The sequence below is a fragment of the Methylocystis sp. MJC1 genome (assembly GCF_026427715.1).
Classification (GTDB): domain Bacteria; phylum Pseudomonadota; class Alphaproteobacteria; order Rhizobiales; family Beijerinckiaceae; genus Methylocystis.
In genome coordinates, this window is the sequence record NZ_CP107558.1 from 226,793 (window position 1) to 246,036 (window position 19,244).

A 19,244-nucleotide genomic window follows, 5' to 3' on the forward strand; every position below is an offset into this window, starting at 1 on the left:
GATGAGCCATTCCTTTCGTCTTCGCCCCCTCTCCGCGGCCCTCTGCGCCGCCTTGGCCTTTGCTCTCGCCGCCTGTGGCCAAAGCCAGCCCGAACGCGGATTCGCGAGCGACCCCAATGCCGCCGTCACGGGCCAATTCGTGGCGGGACAAACGCTGTCGGCGCCGATCAGCGCACGCGACCTCAAGGCGGAGACGGCAAGTTTCTCCGTCCTGGCCATGCCTGCCGAGGCGGTGCGCAATGGGCGCGTGACGGAAAAGCAGTTCATCAACGGCTGGCGCCAGAGCGTATCGCTCGACAAGACACGGGAAGCCGGTGACTGGAACGATCTCTCGATCGATATCCAAACGGCGCCAAGGGGCGGCGGGCGTGGTGAGATCGTGCTGTCCAAGCCGACCCAGGAGGGCGTGCGCCGCGAAATTCTGGCGCGCTTCAACGGCACCCCAATGCGGATCGTCAACCGATCGATGCACAATGCGCTCGGCCCCTATGGTCTCGCCGTCGGCGCGGGCCCCGGGGACATGCGCTGCGCCTTCGCCTGGCAATGGGTCGACAATCTGCAAGCGGCCGCCCGCGGCGAGAAAGGCGTGAGCTTCTTCAATAATGGCGAGATGGCGGCTTCGATTCGCATGCGCCTGTGCCGGCGCGGCGTGACGGCGGACGAGCTTGCCCAATGGTACGATCAGCTCCGCGTCTCCCAGGACAATCTGGCGCGGGTTGCCGACGCCATGCGCCAAAATACGGAGGGGCGGAGCGCGGCCGCCGTCGCCTCAGGCCCGCTCGGCCCTGTGGTGACGGGGCAATCGAGCGGCGGCCAATTGGCGTCGGCGGATCTGCTCGAATCGACGCTCGTCGGTGGCGGGACGGATGCTTCCGCCTCTCGGCGCGCGACGAGCCGCCGCCCCGCCGTTCGCCAGGCGGCTCACCGGATCGCGCCCACGGCGAGAGAAGATCAGGCGCCCGACTCTCTGGTTCCGGCAACGCCTGCAGACGGGCGGCGCTATCTCGGCCCAGTCTCAGAGACGGGCGGCTCGGGCTCTCAATATGCCGCGAGCGTCCCTGCTACTCCCGGGGGCGCGACATTTGAAGGACTGCCGGCCCGGGCCTACCGCGGGCCAACTGCGCCGCGCGCGATCGCGCCGAGATAAGAATCTCGGAGCGCATTCTTCTCGCAGCGGATGGGGTCTAACGCTGCGCGCAGCAGCAAGCGCTCATATTTCAGGCCTTGACAGTCCCGGCCCGCGCCTCGATGTTGCCGAACAATTCGTTCGGCATATCGAACGCGAGGATCGTTTTGAATCAATCTGAGCAGGCGCAAGGCGCTGACGGCGCGCCGCCGGTCTTGTCCCCTTGCGCAAATGGGGCGAACGGCAAGCCGCATGGCAAAAGCGTCGTTTTCCCTCTGGATCAGTCGCTCGTCACCGACGGCGGCCGCAACATTGCGCCGCTCGCCATCGGCTACGAGACCTTTGGCGAATTGAACGCCGACCGCAGCAACGCCATCCTGCTCTGCCATGCGCTCACCGGCGACCAATATGCGGCGGACGTTCATCCCGTAACAGGCAAGCCCGGCTGGTGGGACGCCTTGGTCGGCCCTGGCAAGCCCTTCGACACCGAGCGATATTTCATCATCTGCTCCAATGTGGTCGGCGGCTGCATGGGCACGACGGGGCCTTCCTCGACCAACCCGTCGACCGGCAAGCCCTATGGCCTCGATTTTCCCGTCGTCACCATCCGCGACATGGTCCGCGCCCAGGCGATGCTCGTCGATCATCTCGGCATCGATACGCTGTTCTGCGTGGCGGGCGGCTCGATGGGCGGCATGCAGGTGCTGCAATGGGCGGCGAGCTATCCTGAGCGCGTCTTTTCCGCAATGCCGATCGCGACCGCGGCAAAACATTCCGCGCAAAACATCGGCTTCAACGAGGTCGGCCGCCAGGCCGTGATGGCCGACCCCGATTGGCGCGCCGGCCGTTATCTCGAGCAGGGCGTGCGCCCCGAAAAGGGTCTCGCCGTGGCGCGCATGTCGGCGCATATCACTTATCTTTCGGAAACCGCGTTGCAGCGCAAATTCGGCCGCAAGCTGCAGGACCGCTCGGCGCCGACTTTCTCTTTCGACGCCGATTTCCAGGTCGAAAGCTATCTGCGCTACCAGGGCGTCGCCTTCGTCGAGCGCTTCGACGCCAATTCCTATCTTTTCGTGACGCGCGCCTGCGATTATTTCGATCTCGCGGCCGACTATGGCGGCTCACTGGCAAAAGCCTTCAAAGACACCAGGACGCGTTTCTGCGTCGTCTCTTTCACCTCCGACTGGCTTTATCCGACCTCGGACTCGCGCGCGATCGTTCATGCGCTGAACGCGGGCGGCGCTTCGGTTTCCTTCGTCGAGATCGAATCGGACAAAGGCCATGACGCCTTTTTGCTGCACGAGCCGATGTTCATCGCGACGACGCGCGGCTTCCTCGAATCGGCCGCCGTTGCGCGCGGGCTGAAGGCGCGGCCATGACCCTCGCTCAACATCCTCGCCTCGATCATCTGCTGATCGCTGACATGGTCGAACCGGGCGCCCGCGTGCTCGACGTCGGCTGCGGCGACGGCGCGCTTTTGCAGCTTCTCGCGCGGACGAGGAATATCGACGGGCGCGGCGTCGAACTCTCGCAACGCGGCGTGAACGAATGCGTCGCCAAGGGATTGTCCGTCATTCAGGGCGACGCGGATACGGATCTCGCGGATTACCCCGACGACGGATTCGACTATGTGATTCTGTCGCAGACATTGCAGGCGACGCGCCATCCGCGCGAAGCGCTTCGCAATATGCTGCGCATCGGTCGCCGCGCGATCGTCTCTTTCCCGAACTTCGGCTATTGGCGTGTGCGCGCCCAGCTCGTCCTTCGCGGCCGCATGCCGGTGACCGGCAATTTATCCTATAGCTGGCACGACACGCCAAATATTCATTTGTGTACAATCCGCGACTTCGTGGAGCTTGTTGACAATCTCGGCGCCCATATCGAACGCGGTTTTGCGCTCGATCACGCAGGCGCGCCCATTCGCGTCAATGCGCCGTGGTGGGTTTGGAATCTATTGGGCGAACAAGCGATTTTCCTTTTGGAGCGTGACGCTCCTTTTAAGTAATGCTGCGGTGCAATTCGTTTTTTCACAGTTGTGCGACGGTTTGTCCCGTGCGCTCGGCTCCAAATAGCGTTAGCCTGCCTTTGTCTGATTGGCCCCATTGCATTTGAGCTGGCGGCTCCGGAACAATCTTTGACAAACCGCCGGGACTGATTTTCGCGACGAGGGGAGACGTGGACGTGACAATACACACAGGAGATATTGCACTTGAATTCGCTGAATCCCGCAAGGCTCGCGTGAATCGACGGAATTCACGAGCGACTCTCGCCGAGCCGCCGGCGCTTCGGGATTTGCCGCTCTTTGCTTCCGTCGACAGCGAAACCCTCGCGCGTCTAGCGCTCGAGGCCAAGGTTGAGACCTTCGACGAAGGGGCCGCCATCTTCCGCCAAGGCGATCTCGTGAATGCGGTCGTCATCGTTCTGCACGGTTATGTCAAAGTATTGCGCATTGCTTCTTCCGGCGACGAGACGCTTGTCGGAATCTGCTCGGATGGCGAGACTGTGGGCGAACCGCCTTCGGGCGCGAATGAAACTTACCGCGTCTCGGCGGAAGCCATTGGTCCGACCTCGGTCCTCAAATTTCCTGCAGCGCGTTTCTCACGGCTGATGAAAGAATCGCCGTCTCTTTGCGCGGCTGTCGTGCAGGACGCCAAGGACAAGATCGTGGCGCTTGTCACGGAGATCGAAGCGCTCAAGGCTCAGAACGCCGATCAGCGGCTTGCAAGCTTCATCCTTTCACTCTGTCCGCCGGGCGAGGAACAGTGCCGCTTCCGCTTGCCCTATGACAAAAGGCTCATCGCTGCGCGGTTGGGCGTGAAGCAGGAAACGCTTTCGCGCGCCTTCGCCAAATTGCGCGAACATGGCGTGCGCACGGAGACGCGCGACGTGCTGGTCGAAAGCGTCTCGCGCCTTGCCGAGCAATGCGACTAGCTGGTCTTTCTGTCGCAGCTTCTTTCTGAGCGAGGCGAGCGCGTCTTATGGCGCTTGTCCTTGACCTTTGCGGAGTTCGCTACGAATACTTCTTCCGCCGAGACTGGGAGAAGCAGCGTGCCGATCAATGATGTAACAATTTTCGTCTGCGCGTCTTGCCGCGATAGCAACGATCCCGAGCGACGTCCCGGCGCGGCTTTCATCGACGCCTTGCGGTCCCGGCTGGCTGAGCGCGCGCTCCATTTCCGCGTGGAGCCGGTCGAATGTCTCGCGGTCTGCAAGCGGCCGGCGACAATCGCTCTGGCCAGCGCAAACAAGTGGACCTATGTGATTGGCGACCTCGATGCTGCGAGCAGCATCGACGAGGCTATCGACTCCGCGGCGCGTTTCGCCGAAAGCGAGAATGGCATCGTCGCCTGGAAGGACCGGCCCGCCTGCTTCAAGAAGGGCGTCATCTCGCGCACGCCGCCGCTTTCCAACGCCGAGTAATGCTTCGAAGAAGCTGCGCTGAGCGCTGAGGAGGCCGTGAGGCGATCGGTAAAATCGCCGCCCCGTCATTGCGAGGAGCGTCAACGACGAAGCAATCCAGAGTCGCGATTGCTGCTCTGGATTGCTTCGCTTCGCTCGCAATGATGCGTATTACTTCTTTTCCGCCTTCGCGCGCTCGATCCCCGCGCTGATCAGCGCGCGGGCCTCCGCGGCGTCTCCCCAGCCGGCGACCTTGGCCCATTTGCCGGGCTCGAGATCCTTATAGTGCACGAAGAAGTGCTCGATGCGCCGCCAGGTCATCTCCTGGAGGTCGGTGTAGTTGTGCACGTCGACGTAACGCTGGGTGAGGCGCGGCGACGGCACCGCGACGATCTTCTCGTCGCCGCCGGCTTCGTCGGTCATGCGCAACACGCCGATCGGACGCACGGAAATAACCGCGCCCGGCGCGACGGGACGCGTATTGGCGACAAGCACATCGCAGGGGTCGCCGTCATCGGAGAGCGTATGGGGGATGAAGCCATAGTTCCCCGGATAGCGCATGGCCGTATAGAGGAAGCGGTCGACGAAGAGCGTGCCCGACGCCTTGTCCAGCTCATATTTGATCGGCTCGCCGCCGAGCGGCACTTCGACCACGACATTGACTTCATGCGGGGGGTTCGCGCCGATCGGAATGGCGTCGAGACGCATACTTCTAGCTCCGGTTTTAGAGAATTCCGCTTTGCGCGCATATAGGCGCCCGAGCGATCATGGGAGATGAATCGCGGCTGGACCTAGCATTAATCCGAGGCGGACTCTAGGGCGCCACGCGCCAGGCTAGCGCTTTTCGTCCGGCGCGGCGGCGATCGCGGTGGCGGCGCTCTCCGCGGCGGCCTGCATCTCCTCCTGGGCGAGCGGCCCGACAAGGACGAAGGCGAAGCCCCCGGCGCGCCATTCGATCGCCGTGACCCCCTGCGCCGCGCGTGGCGCGAGCGGGGCGCCCGCCGCCTCGGCGCGCTCGAAATAGAGCCCGAGGCGGGCGCCGTCGGCGCGCTCATAGATCAGCAGGCCCGCGGGCGCGGCCACGCCCGGCGTGACGCGCCCGCCGATGAGGCGCAGGCCGAGCCCGGCGAGATTGGGCGGCCGGGAAAAGCCGACGCGCTCGGCCAGCCAGGCGACAAGCTCGCCTTTCCGGGAAACCTCGATCTCGACCGGGCGGGCGTCCGAGGCATAGGTCGCGTACGTCAGGCTGGCGCGACCGGCGTAGCTCTGCGTGAGAACAGCCGAAACCGGCGGACGCGGCGCCTCGTTGCGCCCGGCGAAGACGAGCGCGGCGAGGCCGGCCACCGCGGCGCCGGCGAGCAGGGTCAAAACAGTGGAGAGCGCCGCCTGCCGTCGGCGGCTGGCGCGGATTTCATCGAGCCGCTGGGAGGGGCGCGAGGCGCCCGGCCGTCCCCAATGGATGGCGCCCGTCTCGATCGGCCCTTGCTGGGGCGCGTTGGTGCGGGTCGCGGCGTCTTTTAGCGAGAGCGGCAGCATCTCCAGCGCCGCCGGCTCGAAGGCCGCGCGCAGTGCCGCGTTCTGGCGTCGCCACCCCTCGACAAGGGCGGCGTCCGCGGGATGCGTGAGGAGGTGGTCCTCGACCTTGCGACGGCGCTCGGCGTCGAGCTCGCCGTCGACCAAAGCGTGGAGGTCAGCCTCGCCAATGATGCTGGAAGCGGGCAAGAGGCGCCTATTTCACGATGCGCAGATGGGAGGCGGCGCGGCGCGCGCCGCTCTCGGCGTCCGCCGGCGGCAGGCCCACGACGCCGAGCGCCGTCCGGGCGCGCATGAGCCCGGAGAGCAGCGCCGCCCGTTGAATGCCGAGAACGCGCGCGGCGGCCTCGTAACCCATCCCTTCGAGAGAGACGAGCAGCAGCGCAGCGCGATCGTCGAGGGAAAGCTCTGCGAGCCCGTGGACGATCGGCGGATGGCGCGGGGTCGGACGCGACGCCTCGGTCAGACGTTTGGCGGCGGAAGCGGTGAGCGCGGCATAGGCTTCGAGCCGCGCCTCCTGGAGATCGGCGGGGCGCAGTTCCCTGGCGCGGATGCGCGCGCCGACGTTTTGCAGGGCGCTTTGCACGAGCTCGTCGGAAAGCGTATGGCCGGCGCCGGCGCAAAGCGCCCGCGAATATCGGCGCAGGGCAGGCGCTATGCCTCCCAGCCTCTCCAGGATCTCGGCTTTCTTCCCCATCCGTGGTCCAGTGTTAGGCTTGACCAGCGCCATTAGTGGCGTTTCCTATGGGATGATAGGTCAACGCGCTACAAATGGCTATGGGCGCATTATAGCATTTTTGCGGACCGAACGGCTGTCGCGCTCAGGGTTTCCTTTGTGGAAAATCCACGCTAAAGGGCGGCTTCACACTATTTGCACCTGAAATGGACGCCCCCGATGACCGACCAAGCCGCGCCCGCCCCTTTCGCTGGAATTCTCGCCGGAAAGAAAGGCCTTATCCTGGGCGTCGCCAATAATCGCTCGATCGCCTGGGGCATCGCCAAGGCCTGCGCGCAGGCCGGCGCCGAGCTCGCGCTGACCTTTCAGGTGGAAGCGTTGGAGAAGCGCGTGCGTCCGCTCGCCGCCGAGCTTGGCGCGCATGTCGTCGGACGCTGCGACGTCTCCGAGCCCGAGACCATCGACGCGATCTTCGCCGAGGTCGAGAAGCTGTGGGGCAAGATCGATTTCGTCGTCCACTGCCTCGCCTATTCCGACAAGGACCAGCTCGACGGCCGCTATGTCGACACCACGCTCGACAACTTCCTGATGTCGATGAACATCTCCTGCTACAGCTTCACGGCCATCGCCCAGCGCGCCGAAAAGCTGATGCCGGAAGGCGGCTCGCTGCTCACGCTTTCCTATTACGGCGCCGAGAAATGGATGCCGCATTACAATGTGATGGGCGTCGCCAAGGCGGGGCTGGAAGCGTCGGTGCGCTATCTCGCCGCCGATCTCGGCGCCAAGAACATCCGCGTCAACGCCATCTCCGCCGGCCCGATCAAGACCATGGCGGCCTCGGGCATCGGCGACTTCCGCTACATTCTGCGCTGGAACGAATATAACTCGCCGCTGCGCCGCGTCGTGACGATCGAGGAAGTCGGCGAGAGCGCGGTTTATCTGCTGTCGCCGATGTCGCGTGGCGTCTCCGGTGAAATCCTGCATGTCGACGCTGGCTATCATGTCGTAGGCATGATGAATCCCGCTGCCGCGCCGAAGATGGCGGATTTGTTGGCGCTGCTGCCGCAGGAGAAATGAGGCGGCGCGCCGCCTCTCAGAATTTCAGAATGGTGCGCGCGCCCATCACAAGCGCATTATGGATCGGCGTGAGCCCCGTGATGTCGCGCGGATTGGGCACGTGCCCTCCCGGATTCCAAATATATTGGATGTCCGGCTGTATCGACCATTTCTCCTGCAGCGCCCATTGATAGGTCGCTTCGAGCGTCGCTTCGAAGCGACGCGTCGGCGCGCGCGTTCCATTGTAGAAGTTTGCATCCCTGTCGTAGGCGATGGCGTTCGGTGAGACGCGGGTGAAGGCGAGCGCCAGGCCGGCGGTATCCTCTGGACGAGACGCAAAAGCCCCTTTGATCGTTAGACCGCCGTCCAAATAAAGATCGAGCGGATTTCGGTTGCTCGGCGCAAACATGGTGCGCGCAAATATGTTCAAGCCGCAGTTCTTGCAGGCGGCGAAGCGCCAAAGGCGCTGATCGACGACGGCGTAAACCCCGTAATCGCCATGATGCCGCATCGGCGGCGCGCCGGAGTAAGCTTGCGGCGCGCCGTTCCAATCGAGTCGTTCGTTGGAAAATGCGCCCGCATGCGCCCAGGCGCCGACCTTGATCCGCCCGGGCAGAGGTCCCGAACCCGGCTCTGCCCAGACGCGCGCGCCCGTTCCCTCTTGTAACGGCTGTTCTATTTCAGCGCCGTCCTCGCCATGGGCGTATCCAATCTCCGTCATGAACAGCGGCGGGTCCCGCAGCCGAAACGCGAGACCATGCGGATCGCGATAGACCGGGTTGCCGAGGCCCGGCCCGGCGGGATCGCCGTTGAAGACGGCGGCGAGCAGGGTGAGCGTTTCAAAAGGCTTGAGGAGCAGACGCGCGCCAGGCGTCGCCTCCGGATAGGAGGGGCCACCGCTGGGAAGATCTTGCGAGAGCAAAGCGGGCCAGCCGAATGTATTGTTCACGAACAGGCTGGCGTTCTCGCTGACAAGGAATTCCTGGGCGGCCGAAAACTGTCCCACACGCAGATTTGCGTTCTTGCCGAGCCGTTGCTCGATCCAGAGGTTGAAAAGCCGGAACGACGACGGCGCCTCCATCGCGCTGACCGTCATCAGATTGCCGAGGTTCGTCGCACCATATTGGGAGCCGTGAACGGCGTGAATGCTGGCGTGAACAACCGCGCCTTTCAGGCTCAGGAGCTTCTCGAGATCGCCGTCGATGATCGTGCCCTGGCGCGCGTCATAGCCCGGCCCTTTCCTTATGCCGCCGACAGGGTTCGAAAAACCGTCCCCATAATAGGTGAAGATGAAGGTCAAACCGGCGTCGGCCAGCATTTGCCGCAGCGAGACGGGCGTATCTGCGTGCTTATCGACCTTGGCGACAGCAACCGCATGGCGGCGGTCTTTCGGCGACGGCGGCGCGGCGTTGTCGCCCGCCGTAGCCAGGATCGGGTAAAACAGGAGAGCGGCGAAAGCGATCCAAATCTGCCGGGCGGCGCGCATCTTTCACCCCAACAGCCGGTCGGCCGGGCGTTATATTCCCTCCGGCCGCCCCACCATCGCCACCAGCAGCCCGCCGTCGCCAAAGAGCTGCTTCGCCGCGCGCTTGCACTCCTCCATCCCTACGGCGGCGATCTTGCCATTGCGCTCGTCGAGATAGCTCGGCTCGAAACCGTCCATCTGCAGATGCACGAGCTGGCTTGCGATCTTCGTCGAGGTGTCGAAGCGTAGCGCATAGGAGCCGATGAGGTATTTCTTCGCCTTGTCGAGCTCTTCCTCGGTCGGGCCCTCTTCCGCGAAACGGCGCACCTCCTCCTCGATGATCCGCAAAGCTTCGCCGGCGCGCTCGTTCTTGGTGGCCGCGGCGCCGATCAACATGGGGCAGCGGTCATATTCGTTGAGCTGGGAATAGACGCTATAGGCCATGCCGCGCTTCTCGCGCACTTCGCGGAAGAGCCGCGCGGTGAACGAGCCGCCGCCGAGGATGTGGTTCGCGACCACCGCAGCGAAATAATCGGGATCGTGCTTCGAGACGCCCGGCCGGCCGAAGCGGATCGTGGTTTGGGGAATGTCGAGCGTCACGACATGGCGCGCGCCGACGCCGGCGAGCGTGATCGGCGCGACTTCCGAGAGATCATTGTCGGTCGCCAGGGCGCCGAAGGTCGCGTCGAGATGCTCCGAGAGCGTCTGGGCGTCGATCGCGCCGACGACCGCGATCTTGAGATCCTTCTTCGCAAATAGCCTCTGCCGCAAGGCGAGAAGGTCCGGCCGCGACAGTGTTTCGATCGAGGAAAGCTCGCCGCGCGCCGGGCGGCCATAGGGATGCCCAGGAAAGGCCGCCTCGCGAAAGGCCTTGGCCGCCATAGAGTCCGGCTCATTGGCGTCGCGCTTCAACTCGGCGACAACCTGGCTTCGCACGCGCGCAACGTCGGCGTCGGCGAGATGCGCGTCGATGAGGGCCAGCTTGAAGAGCGCGAAAGCCTTGTCGGTATTCTTCGCGAGCGTCTGCAGATGGCCCGAGATCGAGTCGCGGTCAGCGCCGAAGCCCATGTGAATGGCGAGCTCGTCCACGGCGCGGTGGAAGCCGCGCGCGTCATAGGGGCCCGCGCCTTCGTCGAGCAGGCCCGAGAGCAATGTCGCGAGACCCGGCTTGTCGGCGGGGTCCTGGGCGGCTCCGCCGCGCAGTGAAAATTCCAAGGCGACGAGCGGAACGGCGTAGCTTTCGACGAGCCAGGCGGTGACGCCGCCGGGCGTGACGATGCGCTGCACATGCTCGGCGCGCGAGGCCATGGAGACGGCGGGGGCGTGGGCGGTCATGCGGAATCCTAAGATAAAGAGAACGGCCGGCGCCGGGCGCCGGCCTGAATGGGCTCAGGCGGCAGCTTCGCCTTCTTCCGCCGGCAGCAGGAAGCCCGTGACGGCGCGGCGCTTGTCGAGCCATTTCTTCGCTGCGGCGGTGACGTCGGCGGCGGTGACAGCCTCCATGCGATCCGGCCAGGCGGCGACGTCCTCGATCGTCAGCCCGGTGGCCAGCGCCTCGCCATACCAGCGGGCGAGCGAGGCCTGGCTGTCCTGCGCATAGATGGCGTCCGCGATGAGCCGCGTCTTGGCGCGGCGCAGATGTGCTTCGTCGATCGGCTTCTCGGTGAAGCGCTTGATCACCCGGTCGATCGCCTCGTCGAGCTCCTCGAGCGAAACGCCCGGCGCCGGCGTGGCGTAGACCCAAAGCCGCGTGTCGTCGACGGCCGAGCCGAGATAATAGGCGCCCGCACCGACCGCATATTTATCGTCGACGACGAGGGTCTCGTAGAGCGCGCTGGTGGCGCCGCCGCCGAGCATATGGGCGAGCGTCTCGATCGCCTCCGCTTCGCCGGGCCCGGCGGTCTTGTAGGAGGGCACGAGGAAGACGCGCTCATGCGTGGGCTGCTCGACCTTCTCGTCGGCGAGCGACACGAGACGGTGAGCGCGATGCGGCGGCTCCTTGGTGCGGTTGCGACGCGGCGGCTCGGCGCGGGCTGGAACCTTCCCGTAGGTTGCGGTTGCGAGCCGCGAGACCTCCTGCGCCTCTACGTCGCCTGCGACGATCAGGATGGCGTTCTCGGGCGTGTAGAAGCGGGTGTAATAGGCGAGCGCATCCTCGCGGTTCAGGCTCTCGATCTCGTGATTCCAGCCGATGATCGGCGTGCCGTAGGGGTGATGTGCGTAAAGCGCCGCCTGCACGGCCTCGTCGAGCTGGGAGGAGGGGTCGTTGTCGGTGCGCATGCGGCGCTCTTCCAGCACGACGTCGCGCTCAGGCGTCACCACCTCGTCGGTCAGGACGAGATTGCACATGCGGTCCGCCTCGAAGGCCATCAGCGCACCGAGGTGCTCCTTGCCGATGCGCTGGAAATAAGCGGTGTAATCATAGCTGGTGAAGGCGTTCTCCTGGCCGCCGAGCTCGGCGACGAGATCGGAGAACTCGCCCTGCGGATGGTTCTTGGTGCCCTTGAACATCAGATGTTCGAGGAAATGGGCGATGCCGGATTTGCCGAGCGGATCGTCGGCGGAGCCGTTCTTGTACCAGATCATGTGCGTCACGACGGGAGTGCGCACATCCGGAATGACGACGACCTCGAGACCATTATCGAGCTTGAAATTCGAAATATTGGAGCCGGCATGCGCCGAGTCGCCGGCCGCGCCCGGGGTGAGCGATGCGGTCGACGACGCAGAGGAAGACGACATCGAAGGGCCTTTCTGGCGGCGTGTGGCCGCCCGAAGCTGGAGAACATTCTCTCCTATATAGGCCCAAACGACCCTCGCCGGAACTCAATCCTTGGCGCCGACCTCCTTCGAGATGAACGGCAGGTAGAAATGGTGCTGGGATTGGGCTTGCTGTTGTTGTTGGCCAGGAGCGCCCTTTGCCGCCGGGGCGTTGTCTCCGCCGAAGTAAGACATCGGGTTCCACCAGGAGCCCTTCGTGGCCTCCGGGTCCGAGATCTGGCTCAAATCCTTGGTCGGGCGGCGGTAGCCGGAGGGCGGCTCGGTCAGCATGCGGCGCCCGGGCTCATCCTGCACGGGGGCGCTGGAGGTTTTGCCTGCGGAAAGGGCGCGTTCGAGCAAACCGGGCTGGCGCTCTTCGGGCTCTGCATTGTGGACCTTGGCGTAGCGGTCGGTGTTGCGCAGGCGCGCAGTGGCCGTGTCGACCGGCCAGCCGCCAGGGCGGCCGGCGTTCTCGCGCGGCGCCGGCAGATCGCCGGCGCGGGGCGGCAAGACGAGCTTGGGGCGCTCGCTATAGTCGATCTTGCTGGCGCTGGGGTCCGAGGAAACCCCGACGAGCTCCATGACCGCGCTGACGGTGGATTTATCGTCCGCGGCCTGGGCAGGCGCGCCATAGGCCGCTGCAAGACCAGCGAGCGCGAGGAGGGCGCGGCGCCGAAATCGTGCAAGCTTCATGATACCAACTCCTTGCCCGGAACGAAAAGCGCATGAAAAAACGCGCAATCCGCTAACAATACGCTCGCCTTATTGGCGAATTAGTGGCGCCCGCGCAAGTCGGTCGCGTCCTGGGCCGACGGCGCCGGCGCAAAAATGTTCTCGAAGAGAAGCAGCGCGACCCCCGCCGAAATGGCGACGTCGGCGACGTTGAAGACGTAATTGGCGAGCGGCCCCACCGGCAGCGTCGTATGGAAGTAGAAGAAATCAGCGACCGCGCCGCGCGTGAGGCGATCGACGGCGTTGCCCAGCGCCCCGCCGACGACAAGGCCGACCGCGAGCGTTGTCAGCCGGCTTTGCGAGCGCCACAGCCACCAGAGGAGGCCCGCGACGATGACGCTTTGCCCGGCAAGGAGCAGGGCGCGTCCAACGCCCTCATGCGTCTGAAAGAGCGAGTAGGAGACGCCGTAGTTCCAGGAAAGGACGACGTCGAGGAAGGGCGCGAGCGTAATCGGCTGTCGCGCTTGGATGCCGAAGATATCGAGCATCCAATATTTGTGGGCCTGATCGGCGAGCGCGGCCGCGAGGGCGGCGGCGAGGCCGAGGACGCGGGGGGGCGTGAGAAAGGGCGGCACTGCGACTCTGCGGATTCCGGGGACGCCGCTTGGCGACCGGCCTATCGATTTTGTCTTGATATCGTCCCGGCGCCGTGGCGGCTAGTCGTTATCCGTTCGACATCCTGATTTGTGAGACAGGGCCGACGCGCAGCGCGGCTCCCGGCGCCGGTTTGGTTGCGGCGCCGCAAAACCTTGACATCGGAGCGGCCCGATCTTATCTCCACGCGCGTTGGCACTCGTCGTAAGAGAGTGCCAATAATTTCGCTTATGGCTTGCGACGGGCGGACTTTCCTGCCCGACGCGCAGAATAAGGAAGACATTACAATGGCGTTCCGTCCCCTGCACGACCGCATCGTGGTCAAGCGCATCGAAGGCGAAGAGAAGACCAAAGGCGGCATCATTATTCCCGACACCGCCAAGGAGAAGCCCCAGGAAGGCAAGGTGGTTTCAGTTGGCCCGGGCGCCCGCGACGAGAGCGGCAAGCTCGTTCCCCTCGACGTGAAGGCTGGCGATCGCGTGCTGTTCGGCAAGTGGTCCGGCACCGAGGTCAAGATCGACGGCGACGACCTGTTGATCATGAAGGAAAGCGACATCCTGGGCATCGTCGAATAACTCGGCAAGGCCCGAACCGCTTCCAACCCATTCAGGAGTTTTAAAATGGCTGCCAAAGACGTCCGTTTCTCCACCGACGCGCGCGACCGCATTCTGCGCGGCGTCGACATTCTCGCCAACGCTGTCAAGGTCACGCTGGGCCCCAAGGGCCGCAACGTCGTGATCGAAAAGTCCTTCGGCGCGCCGCGCATCACCAAGGACGGCGTGACCGTCGCCAAGGAGATCGAGCTTTCTGACAAGTTCGAGAATCTCGGCGCTCAGCTCGTTCGTGAAGTCGCCTCCAAGCAGAACGACATTGCCGGCGACGGCACCACCACCGCCACCGTGCTCGCCGCTTCGATCGCCAAGGAAGGCGTCAAGGCCGTGGCCGCTGGCCTCAACCCGATGGATCTGAAGCGCGGCATCGACCTCGCGGTCGAAGCCATTGTCGGCGACCTCAAGAAGAACTCGAAGAAGGTCACCTCCAACGACGAGATCGCCCAGGTCGGCACCATTTCGGCGAACGGCGACCGCTTCATCGGCGAGGAAATCGCCAAGGCCATGCAGAAGGTCGGCAATGAAGGCGTGATCACGGTCGAGGAGGCCAAGAGCCTCGAGACCGAGACCGACATCGTCGAGGGCATGCAGTTCGACCGCGGCTATCTCTCGCCGTATTTCATCACTAACGCCGAGAAGATGATCGCCGAGCTCGACGACGCTTACATTCTCATCCACGAGAAGAAGCTGTCGACGCTGCAGCCGCTGCTGCCGATCCTCGAATCCGTCGTCCAGACCGGCAAGCCGCTCGTCATCGTCGCCGAGGACATCGAGGGCGAGGCGCTCGCCACGCTCGTCGTCAACAAGCTGCGCGGCGGCCTGAAGATTGCGGCCGTCAAGGCTCCGGGCTTCGGCGATCGCCGCAAGGCCATGCTCGAAGACATCGCCATCCTCACGGGCGGCCAGATGATCGCCGAGGACCTCGGCATCAAGCTCGAGAACGTGACGCTCCCCATGCTCGGCCGCGCCAAGCGCGTGCGCATCGAGAAGGAGAACACCACGATCATCGACGGCGCCGGCGAGAAGGCCGACATCGAGGCCCGCATCGGCCAGATCAAGGGCCAGATCGAGGAGACCAGCTCCGACTACGACCGTGAGAAGCTCCAGGAGCGTCTCGCCAAGCTCGCGGGCGGCGTCGCGGTGATCCGCGTCGGCGGCGCGACGGAAGTCGAGGTCAAGGAGAAGAAGGACCGCGTCGACGACGCCCTCAACGCGACCCGCGCGGCCGTCGAAGAAGGCGTCTCGCCTGGCGGCGGCGTCGCCCTGCTGCGCGCCATCAAGGCGCTCGACGGCGTGGCCACGGCCAACGGCGACCAGAAGACCGGCGTCGAGATCGTGCGCAAGGCCATCCAGGCCCCGGCGCGCCAGATCGTCGACAACGCCGGCGGCGACGGCGCCGTCGTGGTCGGCAAGCTGCTCGAGTCGGCCGACTACGCCTTCGGCTTCGACGCCCAGAAGGGCGAGTACGGCGATCTCGTGAAGCTCGGCATCATCGACCCGACCAAGGTCGTGCGCACCGCGCTGCAGGATGCCGCGTCGATCGCCGGCCTGATCATCACCACCGAGGCGACGATCACCGAGCAGCCGAAGAAGGAAACCGCGCCGGCGATGCCGGGCGGCGGCATGGGCGGCATGGACTTCTAAGTCCGGTCGGTCAGAGAGATTGGAGAGCCCCGGGGGAAACCTCGGGGCTTTTTCTTTTGGAACGATCTCCGCGCGTCAACGCGAGCGAAGCGAAGCAATCCAGAGCCACGGCGCCGCCCTGGATTGCTTCGTCGCAGCGCTCCTCGCAATGACGGCCAATCTGAGACGCCTGTGCGCCAGCGACGAAAGCGCGCGGCGGTGAGACGTTGCGGGATCGTCGAGGCTCGGTTAGCATCGCCTTCATGCGCGGCGGCTCTGTTCGCGCGGCAAACTTAAAATTTGGGAGCATTCTGATGGCGAGCAATCGCGGCTCGGCGTCCACCGACGCGGACTGGGCTGAACACGCAAAGACCTACAATGGTTTCCTTTGGCTGCTGAAATTTTCCGCGGCCGGATCGGCGATAACCCTCGTCCTTCTCTACGTGCTCTTCGCGCGATAAGATAAGCCCAAGCCCCTCGCGCCAGCCGTCAGGGGCCACCATGACGGCGACGGTTCGCAACAGCCGGAGGTCGTCATGCGCATTGCCGTATTGGCCGAGTCGGACAAAGCTGAGCCGCGCGTTGCGGCGACGCCCGAAACCGTCAAGAAATTCATCTCACTCGGCGCCGAGGTCGCGGTTCAGTCCGGGGCCGGCGCCGGGGCGGGCGTCTCCGACGCCGAATACGCCGCCGCAGGCGCCAAGATCGGCGCCGATCGGGCGACGACCCTCGCAGGCGCGGACATTGCGCTGCGCGTGCGACGTTCCTCGGCGGCCGAGCTTGCCGGCGCCAAGCAAAATCTCGCCCTCATCTGCATCATGGACCCGTTCGGGAACGAGGCGGCGCTGGCCGATCTCGCAAAGACGGGCGTGATCGCTTTCGCCATGGAGTTCATGCCGCGCATCACCCGCGCGCAATCCATGGATGTGCTGTCCTCACAGGCAAATCTCGCAGGCTATCGCGCGGTCATCGAGGCGGCGGCCGAATATGGCCGTTCCTTTCCAATGATGATGACGGCCGCCGGCACGGTGCCAGCCGCCAAGGTCTTCATCATGGGCGTCGGCGTCGCGGGGCTGCAGGCCATCGCCACCGCGCGCCGCCTCGGCGCCATTGTGACGGCGACGGACGTGCGGCCGGCGACGAAAGAGCAGGTCGAATCGCTCGGCGCCAAATTTCTGGCGGTCGAGAACGAGGAATTCCAGCAGGCGCAGACGGCCGGCGGCTACGCCAAGGAGATGTCGAAGGAATATCAGGCCGCGCAGGCGGAGCTCACCGCGAGCCACATCGCCAAGCAGGATGTGGTCATTACGACCGCGCTCGTCCCTGGCCGCCCGGCGCCGAAGCTTGTTTCGGCCGAAATGGTGCGGTCCATGCGCACAGGCTCGGTCATCGTCGATCTCGCCGCCGAGCGCGGGGGCAATTGCGAATTGACCAAGCCCGGCCAGACGACCGTGGAGAATGGCGTGAAGATCGTCGGCGCGCTCAATCTCGCGGGGCACATGGCTCCGACCGCCTCCAGCCTCTACGCAAAAAATCTGCTCGCCTTCGTCGAGACGCTGATCTCGAAGGAGACGAAGCAGCTCGCGATCAATTGGGACGACGAACTCGTGAAAGCCACCGCGCTCACGCGCGACGGCGCCGTCGTCGACACAAGATTCAAACAGGCCTGAACGCAGCATCCTTCCAACAAGGAGCGCAAATAATGACGGACTCAACGCAGCAATTGCTCGAAAAGGCGCGTGCGGCGGCAGAAGCCGCGCGTCAACTCGCGGATCAGGCGCAGCACTATTCCGACCAGCTGTCGCAAACGGCGGCGGCGATCAGCGCGCATGGGCTGGGAGGGGGCGCGGTCGATCCGGTCGTTTTCCGCCTCGCCATCTTCGTTATGGCGGTGTTCGTCGGCTACTACGTGGTCTGGTCGGTGACGCCCGCCTTGCATACGCCGCTGATGTCAGTGACAAACGCCATCTCCTCAGTGATCGTCGTCGGCGCGCTGCTCTCGGTCGGCGTCGAGCAGTCGGGTGCGAGCGACGACGGCTCCGGCGTCGCAAGATGGTTCGGCTTCATCGCGCTCATGCTCGCGAGCGTGAACATATTCGGCGGCTTCCTCGTCACCGAACGCATGCTCTCCATGTATAAAAAGAAGGGCTGACGCAAATGAGCGCCAATCTCTCAGCCCTTCTCTATCTCGCCGCCGGCGTGCTTTTCATTCTGGCGTTGCGGGGGCTTTCCTCGCCAGCGACGTCGCGCCAAGGCAATCGCTACGGCATGATCGGCATGGCGGTCGCGGTTGCGACGACATTGCTTTTCCATTTGCCGCCCCTCTTCGGCTTGGTGCTGATCGTCGTCGGCGCAGCGGCCGGTGGCGGCGTGGGCGCCTATGTGGCGCAACGCATCCCGATGACGGCGATGCCGGAGCTTGTCGCCTTCTTCCATTCGCTCGTCGGACTTGCCGCCGTGCTGGTCGCCGGCAGCGCCTTTTTCGCGCCGCAGGCGTTCGGCATCGGCCAGCCAGGGCATATCGAAGGCGGCAGCCTGTTTGAGATGTCGCTCGGCGCGGCGATCGGCGCGGTTACTTTCACCGGCTCTATCATAGCCTTTTTGAAGCTTTCCGAGCGCATGAGCGGTAAGCCCATCCTGCTGCCCGAGCGTCACACGATCAATATTATGCTGGGCGCGGCGCTGGCGGCGCTGATCCTGCTTTTCGTGACGACAGAGTCGGGCCTCTGGTTCTTTCTGCTGATCCTCGTCTCGCTAGCGCTGGGCGTCACGCTCATCATTCCGATCGGCGGCGCCGATATGCCGGTCGTCGTCTCCATGCTCAACTCCTATTCGGGATGGGCGGCGGCGGGCATCGGCTTCACGCTCGGCAATCTCGCGCTCATCGTCACGGGCGCGCTCGTCGGCTCGTCGGGCGCCATCCTCTCCTACATCATGTGCAAGGGGATGAACCGCAGCTTCATCTCGGTGATTCTCGGCGGCTTTGGCGGCGAGACGGCGGGGCCGAGCGGCGCCAAGGAGACGCGCAACGTCAAGCAGGGCTCGCCCGAGGACGCCGCCTATATCATGCAGAACTCCGGAAAGATCATCATCGTGCCGGGCTACGGCATGGCGGTGGCGCAGGCCCAGCATGCGCTGCGCGAGATGGCGGATTTGCTGAAGAAGGAAGGTGTGGACATCAGCTACGCTATCCATCCCGTCGCAGGCCGCATGCCGGGCCATATGAATGTGCTGCTTGCGGAAGCCAATGTGCCTTACGACGAAGTCTTCGAGCTCGACGACATCAACTCACAATTCGCCCAGGCGGACGTCGCATTCGTGATCGGCGCCAATGACGTGACGAACCCTGCGGCGAAGACGGACAAAACCTCGCCCATCTATGGGATGCCGATCCTCGACGTCGAACGGGCGAAGACGGTGCTGTTCCTGAAGCGCGGTATGGGCTCGGGCTATGCGGGGGTGGAGAACGAGCTGTTCTTCCGGCCCAATACGATGATGCTGTTCGGGGACGCGAAAAAGACCGTGGAGGCCATCGTCAAGGCGCTGGCGCATTAAGACAGAAGCGTCATTCCCGACGCTCGCGAAGCGAGCGATCAGGAATCCAGAGTCTCAGGCGCGTGCGTTTGCTCTGGATTCCCGGTCAGGCCTTTGGCCTGCCGGGAATGACAGGTT

The 19,244-nt window shown here is 64.5% G+C and carries 20 protein-coding genes; 12 read left to right on the forward strand and 8 right to left on the reverse strand.

Going from position 1 to position 19,244, the window contains the following annotated elements:
• Nucleotide 1 precedes the first annotated feature (1 nt).
• The 5 genes from bcsN to OGR47_RS01120 all read left to right on the forward strand — a co-directional run bounded on the left by bcsN (nucleotide 2) and on the right by OGR47_RS01120 (nucleotide 4,546).
• The gene (gene bcsN, locus OGR47_RS01100) at nucleotides 2-1,147 is read left to right on the forward strand and encodes a cellulose biosynthesis protein BcsN (protein WP_165054914.1); all 1,146 of its coding nucleotides are present in this window, start codon (nucleotides 2-4) and stop codon (nucleotides 1,145-1,147) included.
• Between the two features lie 194 nt (nucleotides 1,148-1,341).
• A complete protein-coding gene (gene metX, locus OGR47_RS01105) occupies nucleotides 1,342-2,505 on the forward strand; it encodes a homoserine O-acetyltransferase MetX (RefSeq protein ID WP_165054964.1) in 1,164 nt (387 codons plus the stop codon).
• Complete coding sequence (gene metW, locus OGR47_RS01110; protein ID WP_165054913.1) at nucleotides 2,502-3,131, forward strand: methionine biosynthesis protein MetW; 630 nt, start codon at nucleotides 2,502-2,504, stop codon at nucleotides 3,129-3,131. The genes metX and metW overlap by 4 nt, the downstream gene beginning before the upstream one ends.
• A 233-nt stretch (nucleotides 3,132-3,364) precedes the next feature.
• On the forward strand, nucleotides 3,365-4,057 hold the full coding sequence (locus OGR47_RS01115; protein ID WP_246729800.1) for a Crp/Fnr family transcriptional regulator: 693 nt from the start codon (nucleotides 3,365-3,367) through the stop codon (nucleotides 4,055-4,057).
• Nucleotides 4,058-4,174: 117 nt separating this feature from the next.
• The gene (locus OGR47_RS01120; RefSeq protein WP_165054912.1) at nucleotides 4,175-4,546 is read left to right on the forward strand and encodes a DUF1636 family protein; all 372 of its coding nucleotides are present in this window, start codon (nucleotides 4,175-4,177) and stop codon (nucleotides 4,544-4,546) included.
• Between the two features lie 150 nt (nucleotides 4,547-4,696).
• Here OGR47_RS01120 and ppa read toward each other — a convergent pair whose 3' ends face one another.
• From ppa to OGR47_RS01135, 3 genes are all read right to left on the reverse strand, one after another.
• Nucleotides 4,697-5,233 carry an inorganic diphosphatase gene (gene ppa, locus OGR47_RS01125; RefSeq protein ID WP_165054910.1) on the reverse strand — a complete coding sequence of 179 codons (537 nt, stop codon included), beginning with the start codon at nucleotides 5,231-5,233 and terminating at the stop codon, nucleotides 4,697-4,699.
• A 126-nt stretch (nucleotides 5,234-5,359) separates the two neighbouring features.
• The gene (locus OGR47_RS01130) at nucleotides 5,360-6,247 is read right to left on the reverse strand and encodes an anti-sigma factor family protein (RefSeq protein ID WP_165054909.1); all 888 of its coding nucleotides are present in this window, start codon (nucleotides 6,245-6,247) and stop codon (nucleotides 5,360-5,362) included.
• A 7-nt stretch (nucleotides 6,248-6,254) separates the two neighbouring features.
• Nucleotides 6,255-6,755 (reverse strand): sigma factor-like helix-turn-helix DNA-binding protein, encoded by a 501-nt coding sequence (locus OGR47_RS01135; protein ID WP_165054908.1) that lies wholly within the window; start codon nucleotides 6,753-6,755, stop codon nucleotides 6,255-6,257.
• A gap of 198 nt (nucleotides 6,756-6,953) precedes the next feature.
• Between OGR47_RS01135 and fabI the strand changes: the two genes are divergently transcribed.
• A complete protein-coding gene (fabI, locus tag OGR47_RS01140) occupies nucleotides 6,954-7,811 on the forward strand; it encodes an enoyl-ACP reductase FabI (RefSeq protein ID WP_165054907.1) in 858 nt (285 codons plus the stop codon).
• Between the two features lie 16 nt (nucleotides 7,812-7,827).
• Here the strand turns inward: fabI and OGR47_RS01145 are convergent, their stop codons facing one another.
• From OGR47_RS01145 to lspA, 5 genes are all read right to left on the reverse strand, one after another.
• Complete coding sequence (locus tag OGR47_RS01145; protein ID WP_165054906.1) at nucleotides 7,828-9,276, reverse strand: carbohydrate porin; 1,449 nt, start codon at nucleotides 9,274-9,276, stop codon at nucleotides 7,828-7,830.
• 30 nt (nucleotides 9,277-9,306) lie between these two features.
• Nucleotides 9,307-10,590, reverse strand: a complete 1,284-nt coding sequence (locus OGR47_RS01150; protein ID WP_165054905.1) for a M16 family metallopeptidase — start codon at nucleotides 10,588-10,590, stop codon at nucleotides 9,307-9,309.
• 54 nt (nucleotides 10,591-10,644) lie between these two features.
• Entirely contained in the window at nucleotides 10,645-11,994 is a 1,350-nt protein-coding gene (locus OGR47_RS01155; RefSeq protein WP_165054904.1) for a M16 family metallopeptidase, read from the reverse strand.
• 84 nt (nucleotides 11,995-12,078) lie between these two features.
• Complete coding sequence (locus OGR47_RS01160; RefSeq protein WP_206527478.1) at nucleotides 12,079-12,705, reverse strand: hypothetical protein; 627 nt, start codon at nucleotides 12,703-12,705, stop codon at nucleotides 12,079-12,081.
• Between the two features lie 80 nt (nucleotides 12,706-12,785).
• Nucleotides 12,786-13,319: a signal peptidase II gene (lspA, locus tag OGR47_RS01165; protein WP_165054903.1), complete on the reverse strand. Its 534-nt coding sequence runs from the start codon at nucleotides 13,317-13,319 to the stop codon at nucleotides 12,786-12,788.
• A gap of 306 nt (nucleotides 13,320-13,625) precedes the next feature.
• Between lspA and groES the strand changes: the two genes are divergently transcribed.
• From groES to OGR47_RS01195, 6 genes are all read left to right on the forward strand, one after another.
• Complete coding sequence (gene groES / locus OGR47_RS01170; protein ID WP_016919950.1) at nucleotides 13,626-13,913, forward strand: co-chaperone GroES; 288 nt, start codon at nucleotides 13,626-13,628, stop codon at nucleotides 13,911-13,913.
• A 45-nt stretch (nucleotides 13,914-13,958) separates the two neighbouring features.
• Complete coding sequence (gene groL / locus OGR47_RS01175) at nucleotides 13,959-15,593, forward strand: chaperonin GroEL (RefSeq protein WP_165054902.1); 1,635 nt, start codon at nucleotides 13,959-13,961, stop codon at nucleotides 15,591-15,593.
• Between the two features lie 293 nt (nucleotides 15,594-15,886).
• Nucleotides 15,887-16,033, forward strand: a complete 147-nt coding sequence (locus OGR47_RS01180) for an aa3-type cytochrome c oxidase subunit IV (RefSeq protein WP_165054901.1) — start codon at nucleotides 15,887-15,889, stop codon at nucleotides 16,031-16,033.
• Nucleotides 16,034-16,108: 75 nt separating this feature from the next.
• Nucleotides 16,109-17,242, forward strand: coding sequence for a Re/Si-specific NAD(P)(+) transhydrogenase subunit alpha (locus OGR47_RS01185; RefSeq protein WP_165054900.1), 1,134 nt, complete (start codon nucleotides 16,109-16,111; stop codon nucleotides 17,240-17,242).
• Between the two features lie 32 nt (nucleotides 17,243-17,274).
• On the forward strand, nucleotides 17,275-17,724 hold the full coding sequence (locus OGR47_RS01190; protein ID WP_165054899.1) for an NAD(P) transhydrogenase subunit alpha: 450 nt from the start codon (nucleotides 17,275-17,277) through the stop codon (nucleotides 17,722-17,724).
• Between the two features lie 5 nt (nucleotides 17,725-17,729).
• Nucleotides 17,730-19,127: an NAD(P)(+) transhydrogenase (Re/Si-specific) subunit beta gene (locus OGR47_RS01195; protein ID WP_165054898.1), complete on the forward strand. Its 1,398-nt coding sequence runs from the start codon at nucleotides 17,730-17,732 to the stop codon at nucleotides 19,125-19,127.
• The last annotated feature ends 117 nt before the right edge of the window (nucleotides 19,128-19,244 follow it).